The organism is Erwinia sp. TECH1 (assembly GCF_054057575.1).
The window spans coordinates 3,014,234-3,029,544 of sequence record NZ_JBSRZK010000001.1; the positions used below are offsets into that span (position 1 = coordinate 3,014,234).

Annotated in this window: 12 protein-coding genes, 1 tRNA gene and 2 pseudogenes; 9 read left to right on the forward strand and 6 right to left on the reverse strand. The window is 50.8% G+C overall.

Going from position 1 to position 15,311, the window contains the following annotated elements:
* Positions 1–9 precede the first annotated feature (9 nt).
* Genes ACVWZ0_RS14235 through ACVWZ0_RS14265 form a run of 7 tightly spaced genes read left to right on the forward strand, consistent with a single transcriptional unit; the run spans position 10 to position 6,711 of the window.
* Positions 10–279 carry a hypothetical protein gene (locus tag ACVWZ0_RS14235; protein WP_456784244.1) on the forward strand — a complete coding sequence of 90 codons (270 nt, stop codon included), beginning with the start codon at positions 10–12 and terminating at the stop codon, positions 277–279.
* Positions 248–1,351 carry a hypothetical protein gene (locus tag ACVWZ0_RS14240; RefSeq protein WP_456784246.1) on the forward strand — a complete coding sequence of 368 codons (1,104 nt, stop codon included), beginning with the start codon at positions 248–250 and terminating at the stop codon, positions 1,349–1,351. Before ACVWZ0_RS14235 ends, ACVWZ0_RS14240 begins: the two co-directional genes overlap by 32 nt.
* Positions 1,341–2,309, forward strand: a complete 969-nt coding sequence (locus ACVWZ0_RS14245) for a ThiF family adenylyltransferase (protein WP_253460320.1) — start codon at positions 1,341–1,343, stop codon at positions 2,307–2,309. Before ACVWZ0_RS14240 ends, ACVWZ0_RS14245 begins: the two co-directional genes overlap by 11 nt.
* Positions 2,296–3,132: an aKG-HExxH-type peptide beta-hydroxylase gene (locus ACVWZ0_RS14250; RefSeq protein WP_253460317.1), complete on the forward strand. Its 837-nt coding sequence runs from the start codon at positions 2,296–2,298 to the stop codon at positions 3,130–3,132. Before ACVWZ0_RS14245 ends, ACVWZ0_RS14250 begins: the two co-directional genes overlap by 14 nt.
* On the forward strand, positions 3,119–3,925 hold the full coding sequence (locus ACVWZ0_RS14255) for a JmjC domain-containing protein (RefSeq protein WP_253460314.1): 807 nt from the start codon (positions 3,119–3,121) through the stop codon (positions 3,923–3,925). The genes ACVWZ0_RS14250 and ACVWZ0_RS14255 overlap by 14 nt, the downstream gene beginning before the upstream one ends.
* Positions 3,903–5,150 carry an MFS transporter gene (locus ACVWZ0_RS14260; protein ID WP_253460311.1) on the forward strand — a complete coding sequence of 416 codons (1,248 nt, stop codon included), beginning with the start codon at positions 3,903–3,905 and terminating at the stop codon, positions 5,148–5,150. Before ACVWZ0_RS14255 ends, ACVWZ0_RS14260 begins: the two co-directional genes overlap by 23 nt.
* Complete coding sequence (locus ACVWZ0_RS14265) at positions 5,140–6,711, forward strand: ABC-F family ATP-binding cassette domain-containing protein (protein WP_253460308.1); 1,572 nt, start codon at positions 5,140–5,142, stop codon at positions 6,709–6,711. The genes ACVWZ0_RS14260 and ACVWZ0_RS14265 overlap by 11 nt, the downstream gene beginning before the upstream one ends.
* A gap of 101 nt (positions 6,712–6,812) precedes the next feature.
* Here ACVWZ0_RS14265 and ACVWZ0_RS14270 read toward each other — a convergent pair.
* Positions 6,813–7,187, reverse strand: a pseudogene (locus tag ACVWZ0_RS14270) (Gfo/Idh/MocA family protein); the annotation flags it as partial.
* Between the two features lie 290 nt (positions 7,188–7,477).
* Here ACVWZ0_RS14270 and ACVWZ0_RS14275 point away from each other — a divergent pair.
* Positions 7,478–7,553: transfer RNA gene (locus ACVWZ0_RS14275), tRNA-Asn, on the forward strand.
* A gap of 104 nt (positions 7,554–7,657) precedes the next feature.
* Here the strand turns inward: ACVWZ0_RS14275 and ACVWZ0_RS14280 are convergent.
* Both ACVWZ0_RS14280 and ACVWZ0_RS14285 read right to left on the reverse strand, forming a co-directional pair.
* Positions 7,658–8,691 (reverse strand): annotated as a pseudogene (locus tag ACVWZ0_RS14280) (NADP-dependent oxidoreductase).
* 189 nt (positions 8,692–8,880) lie between these two features.
* A complete protein-coding gene (locus ACVWZ0_RS14285) occupies positions 8,881–9,663 on the reverse strand; it encodes an SDR family NAD(P)-dependent oxidoreductase (protein WP_253460305.1) in 783 nt (260 codons plus the stop codon).
* Between the two features lie 258 nt (positions 9,664–9,921).
* On the opposite strand from ACVWZ0_RS14285, the gene ACVWZ0_RS14290 reads away from it, so the two are divergent.
* Positions 9,922–10,482 carry a TetR/AcrR family transcriptional regulator gene (locus ACVWZ0_RS14290; RefSeq protein WP_253461283.1) on the forward strand — a complete coding sequence of 187 codons (561 nt, stop codon included), beginning with the start codon at positions 9,922–9,924 and terminating at the stop codon, positions 10,480–10,482.
* A gap of 70 nt (positions 10,483–10,552) precedes the next feature.
* On the opposite strand, the gene ACVWZ0_RS14295 is transcribed toward ACVWZ0_RS14290, so the two are convergent.
* From ACVWZ0_RS14295 to xylB, 3 genes are all read right to left on the reverse strand, one after another.
* Positions 10,553–12,346: a DNA/RNA non-specific endonuclease gene (locus ACVWZ0_RS14295; protein ID WP_253460302.1), complete on the reverse strand. Its 1,794-nt coding sequence runs from the start codon at positions 12,344–12,346 to the stop codon at positions 10,553–10,555.
* A 72-nt stretch (positions 12,347–12,418) separates the two neighbouring features.
* Positions 12,419–13,615, reverse strand: coding sequence for a XylR family transcriptional regulator (locus ACVWZ0_RS14300; RefSeq protein WP_253460299.1), 1,197 nt, complete (start codon positions 13,613–13,615; stop codon positions 12,419–12,421).
* 217 nt (positions 13,616–13,832) lie between these two features.
* A complete protein-coding gene (gene xylB / locus ACVWZ0_RS14305) occupies positions 13,833–15,284 on the reverse strand; it encodes a xylulokinase (protein ID WP_253460296.1) in 1,452 nt (483 codons plus the stop codon).
* Positions 15,285–15,311 lie beyond the last annotated feature (27 nt).

Below are 15,311 nucleotides of genomic sequence, written 5' to 3' on the forward strand. Positions count from 1 at the left end.
CTGAATATCATGAATAATTTAAATATCGCTGTTGATGTTTTCCCTTATAAAGAAGATATCTGGTCGATCTGTGATTACAGCGGAGAGCAAATTTACAGCAAGCTTGCGCTCCCGTTATTCTCTTTGGAAAAGGGCGAAGTCGAGCTCTTAGGTGCCGAATCCTTCCAACAGACGGCTGACTCCCTCAGAATAACTATCAGAAAAGATTTATTCTGGAGTAATGGCGATAACGTGAAAGCTGCGGATTATGTGCGGGGCGATCAGACATATCTGTTATGATGAGAATAATCGTTATAATAAGATCCTTGCATCTGTAGCGAAACTGGGTTCAGAAACAGAAATCCATAATGACCACAGCTTCACTATTCAAACCTCATGGTATGACCCCTTTATTATTCAGTATTTATCTTTATTGAATTTCTCTCCCAAACACGAGCATAGTGATGACGTTTCTGCCGGACCTTATATTCTTTTGAAAAAACAGGATAACGTTTATCAGCTGGTTGCTAATAAATATTTTACACTTGATAAGCACCTGCCTAATGTGGAAAAAATCAATTATCTTCTGGTTGAAAAAGATCCGAACGGCGAGGCCTTTTTTGACGGTAAAGTGCATGTCAGTTGCAACACTGCCGTTAACCTGAAAAATTACCGTACCTTCACGGCTAAGCAAAATTTTGTGGCTGCTGAAGGGAACTTAATGATGATACTTTCTCCCGGAAGAAAATTTGATAAACTGCCAGACTACGTCAAAGAAATTTTAACTTGTAAAATTAATCGCAGCTCAATTGCGGCACGTTACGACAATATATTAAAGCCGGTTACGTCATGGATGTCTGTGTATTTTGATGGTTCTTATCATCCGCTCAGGGATACTATCACCTACTCAAAAAACAGCTTTGTTATCGACATATCTTACGAAGATTTCTATCCAAATGATGAAATTCTTGAAGATATTGCTGAACAACTCTCTTGCTTTAATATTGAGGTCCGCAAACATCAGGACAAATATGGCTACTGGCGTTCCGAATCCCATTTACGCTTTGAAATTCGTAAAATTCCTCAGCGAAATCCTGTACAAATCATTCGATCTGATTTGAGTCATGTATCTACGAGTCATGTAAAATTTGAGAAAATAAAAAAGCTGTATTCCTTGCTTTTTACTGAAGCGCTATCATCTCAACAACCAGAAATATTCAAAGCTATTGATTTTTATTTGCGGGAGCAGTGTCTTAGCCTTCCGTTATTTATCTTTCCCACTGGTTTTTTTTGTCACAGTTCAATTCTGGAAAACACCTTATATGCTCCGGGACGTAAGGTTCTCATAAAGGAAACCGTGAGTGAAAATTAAACTGAATGCCTCGATCATAAGATCCGATGATAAAATCATATTTTTGGGTAAAAAAAATTACCAGATGACCGACATTATTGGGCCTGAGGTGGAATATTTTTTAACCAGGCTTGAAACAGGCCTGGACGAGACAGAATTACAGTCGTGGCTTAAAGATGATTGCTGCTATGCACTTTATAAAACAATGTGCAGCTTGAATTTGCTGGTACTGTCGGAAAATAAATATAGTGGCACCGTTTTAGAGAAAACCTATGATTTCCTTAATTTTCATTTAGGAACGTTACACTCACCGTTTAGCTTCAAGAATGATATCCATATAGCCCTGATTGGATGCGGTGGAACAGGATCAAATGTAGGGCTGTGTCTGGCCTCATCGGGGATCAAAAAATTCACGCTGATCGACTATGATAAAGTTCAGATAAGTAATCTGAACCGCCAGTTTGCTTATGATTCTGCCGATATTGGCAAAAGCAAGGTGCAGTGCTTAAAAGATAAATTGCTCAGAATAAATGCTGAGGTCAACGTTTCTTTATACGAGCGTAAAATTACCTGCTCAGAAGATCTGCATTGTCTCCCTGATGATGTTAATTTACTGGTATCCGCTATCGATACGCCTGCCATTAAGTCATCCCTCTACATCGTTGAATATGCTATGCGCCACAAAGTCCCGGTTATCTTTGGATCTGCAGGATACGATACTATTACAGCAGGCCCTCTGTTAACCACTGAAGCGGCCAAAACCGAATTCCTTAGCCTTTTGCAGAAGAGTTCACACGCAGTAACAAAACCTATAACAGGATCTATCGCATCCACTAATTTACTGCTGAGTGCAATATTGGCTAACAATATTACCAGCCTTTTTTATCCTTTTAGCAAACCCGACTTGATTAATGTGAGAAAAATATATAATCCTGTCAGCATGATTACAATGGGGGAAATAAGCTATGACAATAACTAAAAGAGATATTTTTTCCATATATTTAAACCGGGAAGTTGTTGAACAAGAGTGTACACTCTGGCGTCAATTTGTTGCCTGTAATAAAAAACAAACCATTCTTAATTTCCTTACAGAAAACCACGCCTACGCTCCCTGGCCCGAAAAGGTTGTTTGCTATCAGGCAGCCAATCGTGACGATTATCAGGCAGTTCTGAAATCAGTTGCTGCGGAAATGCAACGTCAAAATGAAAAATTCTCGGCAATACATTACTCTGCAATGAACAGTTACAGAGAAAATATTCTGGCAGCGATTGAATTGCTCTCTACCAACAGTGCCGTGATGGATTATACCTTGAGGAATCTTATTGGTCGTGTTGTTGTTGTCAGTTGCGACTCACTTGTAGCAACCAGTTCCGTGCTTTTTTTAGGTCTTATTGTTATCTCGCCTAAAGAAGACTGGACGCTATCTGATTATGTCGAAAATATTATTCACGAGATGTCTCATATTGAACTCTATATTAAGCAACTGCTCGATCCCCTTGTATCGACAGGAACTTACCTGAAAAGTCCTTTTCGTGATCAACCCCGTCCTGCCAACGGGGTCTTTCATGCTGCATTTGTTTTAACTCGCATTATTTTTTATATGCGAAACCTTACCTTCCCAGGAGCACATAAGCAGTCTGCCGCCGTCAATATTAACAAAGCATCGCTGTTATTGCAGGAGACACTGGCGCAGTTTGACCATAAGAATTTCCTTACGGCACAAGGCAGTAGCATAGCAGAAGAAATGTGTTTGGTCTTATCTCAATTTCAGAAAGAGGATGCAGCCAGTGCAATTATTTAAAAATGAGCAAGCATTTTTGGAAAACTGCCGCATTAATGATTTGACAGGTACATGTTTTCTTATTCATGAGTATTGTTTTCACTGGCCATTGTTTACGCAGGGCAATTTTTCTTTTATTGAGAAAAATTACGGTAGCGATAAGATATTTATTGAGGAAGGAATAAATAAATCGGGCAGAGTGGAAATTACGGTAAGTGATTATATCAAGCGTATTCAATCTGGCGTTAAAGGCATGGGTAACTGGTCATGGCAGCCACATCTTTCCCACGCAAAATCACTTAACGACAGTTTCACCGTGCCCAAAGCCATTACATTAAATAATATTGAGAAATCGTTAGTAGGCGAGCTGGTTCTTGCACCCTGGATTTTGATGTCTGCGCCTGAAACAGTCACCAGCATGCATCAGGATATGCTCAGCGTGAACGGCATTGTCGGACAGTTGCAGGGCGTAAAAGAATTTACGTTAGTGGCACCGCAGTATGCGCTTGAAGAGGGTAAATTTTACAGCACATACGAGCTCGAAGCGTTGGGTATTCCTTTTGAGTGCGTAGTGCTTCATCCCGGTGATTTTCTTTACTTTCCTGCGCACTGGTGGCATCAGGCAAAAACGATTGAATGCTCGGTGACCTTCATTCATAGTACAGTAAATCTGTACAATATGACCGCCTTTTTGGATGATGCCATCTCTCAAATGCCGGCCTTGATACAAAGAGTGCAGTCAGCAGCGAAAAAACGTGGCTATTTCGGCGACAGAATTAACTGGTTGTGTAATGGATTCCGGTCATTGGGGTAAGAGAATGTTTAGAGCAGAAGTAAAGGAACGGCTGGCACTGTTTGAAAACAAGAATTTTTTGTTTTTCACCGTGAGCGGCCTTTTTGCCACTTTTGGCAACGGATTAAATTATATTGCGCTTTCCTGGCTGGCCTATAACAAAACCAACTCTGTTAAAGGCGTGGCGATAATGATGTTTTGCATCTGGATGCCCAGTATCCTTTTCGCCCCTTTATTTGGCCTGCTTGCCGATCGTTACAATCGTAAAGCACAAATCATTATCTCAAATCTGGTCAGGGGGATGGTTATCGTTGCATGGGTCCTGATGTGGGAAATGAATATTGAGCCAGATCTGATGATTTTGTGCTCTCTGCTTGGGGTGTTTATCTCATTTTACATGCCTTCCGCGGTGCCTTTTATTCAAAGTATCGTGCCTGAAAAGGAGCTTGTTAGCGCTAATGCGACCATTGATATGGTTTACGAATTCGGCACTATTATGGGAATGGGTTTAAGTGGCTTCATACTGGCTGTAGCAGGCATCAAAGGCACGCTGCTTATCGGTGGTATACTTTTTATTATCGCCGGCCTTTTCAACCTTGCCATGCGTACGGTAGCAACGGCAGAAAGCGCAAATAAACAAAGTGAAGGCTGGTGGTATAGCTATACCTCTTCGCTGAGATACTTTAAAAGTAAGCCTGCGCTTTTTATGCCTTATATGAGCCAGATGATAATAATGGTTCTTTTGATGACTATTCCTATTATTTTAGTTCCTTATACTCGTGAAGTGCTGCATGCGAGCACACGAGTATTTGCCCTTTATGAAGCGCTCTATTCGCTGGGAGTTTTGGCCGGCGGCTTTTTATCACCTGTGCTTTGTAAAAAAACCAGCATCAGGAAAACGCTGGCCTTGCTTTTATTGGTCATGGCTGGCGGTTTATATATTCTCTCTGTAAATGATGCTGTTATTTTGGTATTCCCGGTTTATTTCCTTATTGGTTTTGGGATTTCCAGCTGGGCCCTGTCGATATCTCTTTCACAACTTCACTGTGAGCCTGAGTATCAGGGGAGACTTCAGGCTACTTTTAACGGTCTGTCGGGAATACTTATTCTTGCCATGTATCTTCTTATGGCAAAAGAAGGGAATGGCTTATCCTCGCAGGGGGTTTACCTGACTCAGTCGGTTCTTGCGCTAGCGGGCATTGTGATTGTGCTTTTTTATCGTAAAGGGGATCTTCGTGAATCGTAAAGAACAAGTTTTCCTCTCAACTAATCAGTTGAGTTACCATAATACAACCCATCTGTTGTTTAGCGATGTCTCTCTTTCATTAAACTCCGCTGAAAAGGTGGGCTTAGTTGGATTCAACGGTGCCGGTAAGTCTACCCTGCTACAGCTGTTGACTAAGAAGCTGGAGCCGAGTTCAGGCCAGGTTACTCACGCCAAATCGTTACGTTATTATCTGGTGGAACAGCGTTTTCCAGAGCACTTATTATCTTTGACGCCAGAAGAGGCTCTTCTTGATGTTTTAGAAACTGATGAGCGCATAAGTGAAAGCTGGCGCGCTGAAGTTATTCTTGAAAATATTGGTATGGGGCTTACCCAGCGTGACACGCCGTGTTCAGAACTTAGCGGTGGCCAGCAGACGCGCCTGTTACTGGGTAGAGCGCAGCTCTCTGCTCCCAATGTTCTTTTACTTGATGAGCCTTCAAACCATCTTGATTTGCCGACGTTAATCTGGCTTGAAACCTTTTTAGCAGACTGGCGTGGAAGCTTAATTCTGGTTTCCCATGATACCCGCATGCTTGATACTGTCACCAACAGTACCTGGATTATCGCTAATGGCGGCGTGCATCAATATCGACTCCCCTGCACGCAAGCTTTAGTGCAGCACGAACAAAGCGATCTTGCCTGCCAGCAGCAATATCAGGATCAGGCAAACGAAATTGAGCGCATTGAAGCCAGCGCGCGTCAGCTGGCGGTGTGGGGTAAAGAGCAGCACAGTAAAAGCTCGGCAAGAAAAGCGCAGTCCATGTTCAAACGTGTCGACAAACTCAAGCTTGAGCAAAATACTTTACCAGAGCCTTATCCCTGGAATCTCTCCTTTCCCGGACAAATGCTGCCGGCAAAACGACTCCTGTTTTGCAATGAGGTCATGGTCAGAGCGCCAGGGCAGACTACAATCCTGTACGCAATAGATGAGCTGTTGATTCAGCCAGGAGAAAAAATTGCTTTAATCGGTGCCAATGGCATGGGTAAGTCGACTCTGCTGCAGCTTATCTGGAAGAGTTATCTGGAACGGGATCGGGCCATTACGCTGCATGACTCGACGGTGATGGCCTATTACGATCAGCTGCAAAATGGCGTGGATAGCGAGCTGGATATGATGAATGCATTATTCAGTTTCTGCAGTACGTCGCGCGTGAATGCCAATAATGAGCAGCTGAAGCAGGCGTTACTTAAAGCCGGATTCCCCTGGGAACGTCTGCAGAGTAAAGTCAGAACATTGAGTGGGGGAGAAAGAGCAAGATTATTATTTGCAGGTATATCCCTTATCAACAGTCATCTGCTTTTGCTGGATGAGCCCACTAACCATCTGGATATTTCAGGTAAAGAGGCCCTTGAACGTCAGTTAGCAGAGTTTAACGGCACTGTGCTTCTGGTCTCGCACGATCGTAGTCTTATTGAAAAGGTCTGCAAACGCTTTTTAGTGATAAGCGATGGAAAGCTGCACTCTTTCAACGACTACCACAAGGCTTACAGCGCCTCACAAATGACAGTTGAAGGTTATCTACTGAGTAATGCGTCATGATCTGTTGCTGAACAGAGCCTGTCTCATTCGATATTGGGGCTTTACCCGCCCCTCGTCTGTAAAGATCATATTTCACCCGGTATTGTGGCTTTACCTGTCCCTCCCACCAGCATTTTTACTCCTGCCGCCTCTGCTGCCCGGGTCATCTCTTCGGCATCAGCCACATCAGCGCCAGCGGTTTTTCTGAGAAGACGTGCTTACCGTGGCGAATCGCTTCCAGCGCCATCTCCTTGTGCAGGCAGTTGGGCGCGCAAATATCCACCCCATCTCTCTCAGGCTCGGCAACCCGTTCACGCCAGTCGCCTGTTGACCGTTTGAACCCCAGCAATGCAGCCCGCGGTTTCGCCACCTCAAGGTTCACTTCCGCCACCATTTCCCCCCTTTAACGAAAAAACGGTGGAAACCTGTGCATAAGCAATTGCGTGGCAGCGTCCGATATAGCCGCTACCAATCAGTCCAACTCTGACCTTTTCCATTCTTGTTCCTTGCCGGTGAGCGAAGCGCGTGCATGGAATGCATATTTCAAAATAAGAGGCGGCAACCACGAAATGAAATAAACGTAATTATTCTGACGTAAACGGCTGTTATGCTTGTTGCCATTTGTCAGAGACCTGCGGAGCATTCCGCAAAGAACAGCGATGAGGAACACCTTCTAACCTGAGGAAATTTCAACAAAATGCTGATTTATTCAGCAGCCGGTTAAAAAGGTGCAATCAGGCTTTGACATCCCTCTGCCCTCTGGATATTATGCGCCCGTTCCAACAATTCCTCTGTAGTTCAGTCGGTAGAACGGCGGACTGTTAATCCGTATGTCACTGGTTCGAGTCCAGTCAGAGGAGCCAGATTAGAGAAGCCCGCTTAAAGAAATTTAAGCGGGCTTTTTGCGTTTGTGCCGTCAGGTATTCTGCGCGAAGGGAATGGACTGGCGGCGGCCCTTGTTCATTCTTTAACGACCGGCCGCTGGTTCGGTATCTGAAGGCGCCTGCATCGTAACCACCACCTTCCCTTTTGCATGTCCCTGGCCAAGCCAGGCCAGCGCCTTCTTTGTTTCAGCAAAGGAAAATACTTTGTCGATCGTTGGTTTGATTTGTTCAGCCTCTATTAGCTTGCCAATTTGGGTCAGCTGCTCCCCCTCCGGGCGAACAAAAAGAAAAGAATAGGTCAGACGTCGTTTTTTGGTGAGGCGCGTGATTTTTCGGCTCATCATTTTCATCACAAAAGTCAGAAAAAAGTTTACCCCTCTGTCCCGTGCGAAGGCGGCATCTAAAGGCCCGACGAGAGAAATAATCTGTCCTCCAGGCTTAAGGATCTGCACGGATTTTTCAATCGTATCGCCTTTGAGGGTGCCCAGAACGACATCGTAGCTGCTTAAAACGTTTTCAAACTTTTCTTGTTTATAATCTATCACTTTATCGGCGCCAAGCTGACTAACCCACCCGACGTTAGCCGTGCTGGTAGTCGTGGCCGTCGTGGCGCCCAGGTGCTTAGCCAGCTGGATAGCAAAGGTGCCAATGCCTCCCGAGCCTGCCGGAATGAAAATCTTCTGGCCCGGCCGCAGTCTGCCCCGCTCCGTCAGCGCCTGCCAGGCCGTGAGGCTTACCATCGGCAGCGACGCCGCCTGCACGAAATCGAGATTTGCGGGTTTTAAGGCGGCTGCACTTTCAGGCACGGCTGCAAATTCGGCAAGAGAGCCTGTTCCACTGTCGAACAGGCTGGCAAAAACTTCATCGCCTGGCCTGAAGCGAGTGACCTGCTTGCCCACCGCATAACTACGCCAGACAAGTCGCTCCCCAATACTCCCGGAAGTTTAAAATGCAGAACCGGCTTAAATATTCCAGTGGGGATCATATTATCAATGGGGTTCAGCCCCACCGCGTAAATTTTTACCAGAATTTCATTGGCGTTGATCGCTGGATAATCGACTTTTTCGAACCCCAGCTCAGGATGTTTGCCATAGCGTTTAAACGTGAAGGCTTTCATCGTTTTATTCATTTATTATTTACCTGCAACAGCCGGTTGCGAAAATATTCTTTCTTATCAAGCTAAGGCTATTTCGGCTTTGCCGGGTAATTTCGCCGGCGCACGGCTTTTCCGTGAAAAGAAAAAGACCCTGCGCCGACAAAACAACTCAAGGGATATTGCCTCGTCCTGCTGGCTCCCTCGCTTTGGCTAAAGCGCTTTATATCGCTCCGCCGCTTCCGCCTGTCTGATATCCGCCATCAGAGCCTGACGGGCAGCATCAAGGGCATCCCAGCGTGCCGCATTATGTAAAGGCGGAATGGTGACAAGTTCCCGACGGTCAAAGCCAACCAGCGCGGCATCGACCAGCTCGCCCACTTCCATCATTTGGGGCAAAGTGCGGGTATCAATGCCTGTCCGCTGCCAGATTTCCGTATAGGTTCCGGCAGGAAGCACCGCCTGCACGTAAATGCCTTTGGAAGAGAGCTCGTGATCCATCCCCTGCGATAAAAAGAGAACAAAGGCTTTGGTCGCGCCATAAACCGACATGCCAAATTCAGGGGCCAGGCCGACAACGGAGCCGATGTTGACGATTGCGCCTTCACCAGCTTCAACAAAGCGTGCCGCTGCCGCTCTCGCCAGTCGCGTCAGCGCCGTTATGTTAAGCGCGATAAGCCGCTCGATCGCATCAGGCTGCTGGCCGATAAAGTTACCCGACTGGCCGACGCCCGCGTTATTGATAAGAATACCGATCCGCGCGTCATCACGCAGACGAGCTTCGACAGCCGTTAAATCCTCTGCCTGGGTGAGATCGGCAGGCAGAACGTCGACGGAAATCCCCCTTTCATGACGCAAACGTTCTGCAAGGCTATCCAGTTTTGTCTTGTCGCGAGCGACCAGCACAAGGTTGTGGCCCCGTGAGGCGAACCGTTCCGCGTATACAGCACCAATCCCTGTAGAAGCGCCGGTAATAAGAACTGTCGATTGGGTCATAAGTTATTCTTCTCTGTTAAAAAATAAATGAGAGCGGCGCCAGGCGATACAGACAGAATCGGGCGCTGGCAAGGTTATGCGTTAGCGGCGCCATCGAGGCCCACAGGGGGGAAACAGGTGCTGGCGCTTCCCCTACCAATAAACGTCCGATGACGCAAATTAATGATGGTGATCGTAATCTAAAAAGTCAATCAGTTTGATTACGACCATCATCAATGTATACTGAGCGTGGAAATGACAGGTGGAAAGGGTAAACCGATGAAGGTGTCGAAAGAGCAGGTTCGTGAAAACCGCAGGCGCATTGTCGAAACGGCTTCGGAGCTGTTTCGCGAGCGGGGCTACGACGGTGTGGGCGTTGCGGAGCTGATGTCAGCCGCCGGTTTAACCCACGGTGGGTTCTACAAGCACTTTGGTTCCAAAGCTGATTTGATGGCAGAGGCGCTGGGCTGCGGTTTTGCGCGCTCCGCCGAGAATGCTTCAGGCGCCGGTCGGGAACAATTTGTTGAACACTATCTGTCACGGCAGCATCGGGATGCGATGGGAAAAGGGTGTGCGATTTCGGCGCTGGCGGCCGATACGGCGCGTCAGCCTGAATCAATTAAGGCTGTATTTGCGGCGGGTATTGAAAACCATCTGGCCCGTTTAGCGCATGAAGAGCAGGCAAGCGCCGAAACCCGTGCCGACCTGCTTGCTACCCTTGCACAGCTTGTCGGCGCGCTGGTGCTGTCACGTGCCTGCCCTGATGATTCTGCTCTGGCCGATGAGATTCTGGCTGTTAGCCGCTCGCGTATTCTCGGTCAGGAAGACGAGACGAAATAAGGTTTCGATTTAAAAAAGCCCGCTTTTACAGCGGGCTTTTTGCTCTTCCCCTTGCGGCAAGTGGCATCAGCTACAGTAGATCCCGCCACGTCATAATCAGCTTCGCCGGTAACGGCTCCGCCAGCAGCGCCGCGTCCGGCTGCCAGCTGTCCCAGGCGCGGAAAGCGCTGAAATCAAGCCCGGTCAGGGTTTCCAGCGCGCTGACGGCAACCCGGTATTCATCCACATTGGGCACCGCTTCCGGCTGCGCCTGCGGCAATACGCGGCGCGGTTCGTCCAGCAATTTATCCTGGCTCACCAGCAGTGCCGTAGCCTGTGGCTTGCCCTGCGGCCCGATGCGCAAAACGACCTTCCAGAACATCAGCGGCACCGCTAAATCCGCATATTGCCTGCTTTGCTCGTTAAGCACCGGCCCGGTCAGCACGCTGATCCGCTGCTTTGACTGCAGGACGCCAGACTCAAGGATGTAGCGCTCAACGCCCTGCCAGTACTGCAAACTCTGATTAAAGCGGAAATGCTGCGGCGAGCAGTTGGTAAAGTGAAAAGTATCTTTATTGGCGCGAACCGCTTCGGCCGCGCTGCCCCAGGTGGGATCGCTGCGGCGGGTCAGATGGCCCCGATCGAACCAGCGGCTGAACTCGCTGTAAAACGCCTGACCGGTGACGAAACGGCTGTCGATGCGGCTGTCTTCATACCAGCGGTCGCCCTCCGGCAGCAGCGAAGGCTGTCCGCTGTCGCGATCGATATTGATATAGCTCGCGCCATCAATGTTGGTGGCGGTAAAAAAGGCCAGCCGCCGCTCACCGCTCATCAGCAGAGAAAAGTGCTGATAGTCGAGCCTGGCCCCTGCGCCTTTGCTGCCGTCGCGCAATGGGGCGACTTCCGCCGCGCGCGGAGCGATAATCTCCGCCATATCAATATGCGTACCGGCAAGAAAATCGGCCTGATAACCATCACGATTACCATAATTGCTCTCCGGCGCGGCGGCGCTGGCGACGGGACGCAGCGGCGTGGCGTCCGAAGTTAACGCCTGCATCAGCTGTGCCTGCATATCGGCGGACAGCTGCGGCAGCTCGCCTTTCAGCCAGTCGGTTAAGGCGCTGAGGCGTATGCCTTCATTAACCCATTTTTCGCCGTCCTCAACGGCACCGTGGTGCAGCGCCACCAGCTGCCAGCCGTCGTTGAACACGGGCGCGCCGGACGATCCGCCCTCGCTGTCGGCTTCGTAATGCAGAAACTGCTCGTGCCGCGCCAGCAGCGCATTATTACGCAGCGTGAGCTGCTGTGGCGCGCCGCTCGGATGATGGATAAGGTTCAGGCTGATACCCAGCGCATGTTTATCGTTGCGATCGTTAAGCGCCAGCGGCAACGGCGTCTCCCCGCTGCCGCTAAGGGCTTCGCCCAGCGCAATCAGCGTGCAGTCGAACGCCTCTGTCGGGCTGGTCAGCCAGAAACGCTCTGCATCCAGCGTGTAAAGCCGCCCGTCGCTAATTTCGCCGGTCTCGCTCTGACGGAAGCCGAACTGTACCGTCACCGTGCCTGAAGCAGGCGGTTCAGGCAGCACGTGATGGTTGGTGATAAACAGGCCGCCGTGGGTCAGAAAGCCGCTGCCCTCAGGAATGCCGTCTTTGCGGATCAGCCCTACCGCCCGCGCCGAACTCAGGCCCTGCTGCAAAAAAGAAACCGGCAGCAGATCGCGCTCGCCAATAATCAGGCTCTGCCGGGTTCGCTGCTGAAAAGCATAGCGCTGCGCGCGTCGCCGATCCGGCTCGGCCTGCTCACCCTGCGCCAGGGCCGCGCGGGTTTGTTCTCGTTGCTCTGCGGTCAGCGCCAGTCTTGCAGCAATCAGCTCGTTAATTTTCATTCGCCTCTCCATGCCAGGGATATGTGCCTTTTAACCATAGCTGCTGCCTGTGACGGAACAAGCGCTACGCTGTTACGCCCTCGTCATGCCGTTCCGGCTGCTGCGATATTTTATCGGCGTCATGGCCAGGTTTTGCCGTGAAACGGTGCAAAAATATTGCGGCGTGCTGTAACCGCACAGACGGCTGATTTCGGCCACCGGCAGCGAGGTGGTTTCCAGCAGCTCCTTCGCTCTGGCAAATTTCTCATCCTGGATCACCTTATGGATCGTGGTGCCCAGCTCGGTCATAAATTTTTTATCCAAATTGGAACGAGAGGTGCCGACCGCTTCCAGAACCTGCTCAACGGTGGCGCCCCGGCAGGCGTTTTTACGGATAAACCCCATCGCCTTCACCACCATAGCGTCGATAATCGATCGGTAATCGGTAGACTGCCGGGCAATTACGCTTTCCGGGGCGATTATCACCGGTTCGCTACTTACGCGACGGCCTGAAAGCAGATTGTCCAGCAGCCTGGCCGCTTCGAATCCCATTCTGCGCGTGCCCTGCACTACCGAAGAGAGCGAAATTCGCGACAGATATCGAGTTAATTCTTCATTATCAATGCCGATCACGCACAGGCATTCCGGCACCGCAATGCCGATATGCTCACAGGTTTGCAGGATGTGCCTGGCGCGGGCATCCGTGACGGCGACGATGCCGGTATGGGCGGGCAGCGAATGCAGCCATTCGGCCAGCTTCTGCTGGGCCGTTTCCCAGGTGTTGCTGTCCGTGACCATGCCTTCATAAAGCATGCCGGGAAAGGCCATATCGCAGGTCAAACGCCGGAACGCCGCGGCCCGCTCCTGCGCCCAGCGTTTTCCTGCCTCGGCGGGCAGGCCGAAAAAAGCGAAGCGCTCAATGCCTTTCTCGGTAAGATGATGCAAAGCCGCAGCCACCAGCGCCTCGTTGTCCGTGGCGACATAGCTGACGCCGGGATAGTCTTCCCGATTACTGTAGGAGCCGCCCACGCCCACAACAGGCATAGCGATCTGGCTAAGCTGTGCGGCCAGCTGCGCGTCGTCAAAGTCCGCAATAATACCGCTGCCGGAAAGAATGTTCTCGTTCAGGTGATGAACGCTGAAATCTTCTTCTATATAGATATCCCAGTCGCACTGCGAGGCGTAAAAATACTCGCCTATCCCCTCAATGATCTGGCGGTCATAGGCTTTGTTAGCGTTGAACAGCAGCGAAATCCTGGCGTGCCTGGCGGGAGCCTCATTTTTCTTCATATTCAGACCCTGAAACTAAAGCGACCGCTTCAATATGAAGAGTTTTTTTGTAAAGACAAGGGATTGGGGGGAGCAACCGTCAGGTCTGCTCGGGCGATCAAAAAAATGCGGCGCGGCTTCCTCCCGTTACCGCGAAGAAGCCGCTGGCTACCGCTTAAAGCAAAGCGGTGGCGTTGCTGCCAAAACGCCAGGCTTGTTGATAAGCTGTGGCCGCGCCTTAAAGCGAGGCGGTTTGTTGATAAAGCGCGCTGAACAGCCTTTGTCGCTGGCGGTAGAAGTCATGGCGATCGGCGCGGGGCGTATAGCGGGACTCCAGCGGCAGCACCGGCAACAGCTCCGCCGGCGAAACGCCCGGATGACAGCTCATGCGGGCAAGCCTGGCGGCGCCCAGCGCCGGGCCGACATCGCCGCCCGTGCGGTATTCCATGGTTACGCCGGAGATATCCGCCAGCAGCTGCCGCCAGAACGCGCTGCGCGCCCCGCCGCCAATCAGCGTGACGGCAGCCGGCCTGATGCCCGTCGCCTGTAGCGCGGCCATTCCTTCCGCCAGCCCCAGGCTGACGCCTTCCAGCACCGCCATCGCCAGATCTTCCGGACCGTGCTGATGGGTGAAGCCCCAGAACACGCCGGTAGCGTCAGGATTATTATGCGGCGTACGCTCACCGGACAGATAAGGCAGAAAACAGGGCGATCTATCTCCCGGTTGCGCCTTTTCGGCCAGCGCCAGTAGCGCCGCTACCGAAGGCTGCCCGGTCAGCCGCGCCGCCCAGTCCAGACAGGAAGCGGCGCTGAGCATCACCGACATCAGGTGCCAGGTGTCGGGCAACGCATGGCAGAAGCTGTGCACCGCCTGGTCGGGATTGCTGAGAAAGCGCTCGCTGACCGCAAAACAGACGCCGGAAGTGCCTAGCGACAGCATCGCCTGGCCCGGCTGCCAGATCCCGGCACCAATCGCGCCGGCGGCGTTATCTCCCCCGCCCGCCACCACCGGCAGCTCAGAGGGCAGCGACCAGCGCTGACTCAGCTCTGCGGTTATCTGTCCCGTGACTTCGTTGCCTTCAAACAGCGTCGGCATCTGGTCGCGCGTCAGTCCACAGGCGGCCAGCAGCTTATCGCTCCAGGCGCGCTTGCCGACATCCAGCCACATCGTGCCCGCCGCGTCGGACATATCGCTGGCGAAATCGCCGGTCATCCGCCAACGTAGATAATCCTTCGGCAGCAGAACATGCGCTATCTGATTAAAGATCGCCGGCTCATGCTCTTTTACCCATAGCAGCTTTGGCGCGGTGAAGCCCGGCATCATCAGATTGCCCGTGATCTTTCGCGCATCCGGCACGCTTGCCTCCAGCTGCTGGCAGGCCCGCGCGCTGCGGCCATCATTCCACAAAATAGCGGGCCGCAGTACCTCATGCTGTCGTCCCATCAGCACGGCGCCGTGCATTTGCCCGGTCAGCCCGACAGCCCGAACCGCCTTCAGCGACCGCTGTGCGGCCAGCGCCAGCATCACCCGATCGGTGGCCTGCCACCATGCCTGCGGATCCTGCTCCGACCACAAAGGATGCGGCCGTGAGACGGTCAGCTTCTCCGTGTGGCTGGCCAATACCGCGTTGTTTTCGTCCAGCAATACGGCTTTTACGCCGGACGTACCCAGATCGATTCCTATATACATGCGTCGCTTCCTCTGGCGTGAGGCTAA

Bases quoted from the DNA above. Each gene is read 5' to 3' on its own strand.
- ACVWZ0_RS14235 (WP_456784244.1), top strand. From the start codon at position 10: ATGAATAATTTAAATATCGCTGTTGATGTTTTCCCTTATAAAGAAGAT.
- ACVWZ0_RS14240 (WP_456784246.1), top strand. From the start codon at position 248: ATGTGCGGGGCGATCAGACATATCTGTTATGATGAGAATAATCGTTAT.
- ACVWZ0_RS14250 (WP_253460317.1), top strand. From the start codon at position 2,296: ATGACAATAACTAAAAGAGATATTTTTTCCATATATTTAAACCGGGAA.
- ACVWZ0_RS14260 (WP_253460311.1), top strand. From the start codon at position 3,903: ATGGATTCCGGTCATTGGGGTAAGAGAATGTTTAGAGCAGAAGTAAAG.
- ACVWZ0_RS14285 (WP_253460305.1), bottom strand. From the start codon at position 9,663: ATGACCCAATCGACAGTTCTTATTACCGGCGCTTCTACAGGGATTGGT.
- ACVWZ0_RS14290 (WP_253461283.1), top strand. From the start codon at position 9,922: ATGAAGGTGTCGAAAGAGCAGGTTCGTGAAAACCGCAGGCGCATTGTC.
- ACVWZ0_RS14295 (WP_253460302.1), bottom strand. From the start codon at position 12,346: ATGAAAATTAACGAGCTGATTGCTGCAAGACTGGCGCTGACCGCAGAG.
- ACVWZ0_RS14300 (WP_253460299.1), bottom strand. From the start codon at position 13,615: ATGAAGAAAAATGAGGCTCCCGCCAGGCACGCCAGGATTTCGCTGCTG.
- xylB (WP_253460296.1), bottom strand. From the start codon at position 15,284: ATGTATATAGGAATCGATCTGGGTACGTCCGGCGTAAAAGCCGTATTG.